The sequence below is a fragment of the Campylobacter sp. 2014D-0259 genome (assembly GCF_008000505.1).
GTDB lineage: Bacteria > Campylobacterota > Campylobacteria > Campylobacterales > Campylobacteraceae > Campylobacter_D > Campylobacter_D jejuni.
In genome coordinates this window covers 1-552 of record NZ_VOAQ01000019.1, presented here as the reverse complement: position 1 = coordinate 552, position 552 = coordinate 1, and the positions used below count along the sequence as shown (strand labels likewise).

General features: G+C 39.1%; 1 protein-coding gene. It reads right to left on the bottom strand.

Annotated elements, in window-relative coordinates:
* The coding region (locus SR63_RS04560) for a hypothetical protein (RefSeq protein ID WP_410002875.1) at window positions 1–552 on the bottom strand (552 nt) is incomplete at both ends.

Genomic DNA, 552 nt, shown 5'->3' with positions numbered 1-552 from the left:
AAATAGCACCGGGTAATATATCCCATCCGCCGGGATTCAGCTGTGTTCCAGCATGGATATTGTGTGAAACGGTGATCGGAGAAAAATTTAAACCTGTTTGCAAGGTAATAATATTAAGAATGTCCCCCATAACGCCCCGAACCGAGCCATTTTCATCCGTCATAGAATAGGGGGGCGAGTAAGGATTTTCCAGCACCTTTAAATCGGGATGCTGCTTAATCCACTGTTTTTCATGTTCAGTGAGTTCTAATGGCTTGTTCAGAAAGGCCAGGTTTCCTGTATCAAGCCAATTTTGTGATACTTCATAGCGAACTTCATTTGTTAAAGCATCAACAAATCGATTGAGTACTTCATTAAGAATGACAGATTCTTTTCTGGTTAAGAAGAAGTTATATTGACGCGGTGAGTTATAATATTTCACTACATTTAAGGAGTGAGTGAAATAGCGGGAAATCATACTGCTGGTAATGATGTTACTACCAATAAAGTAATCATTCTGTCCGGCTGAGACGGATGCTAATGCCTGATATAAATTTGTAAAAGAGATAATTG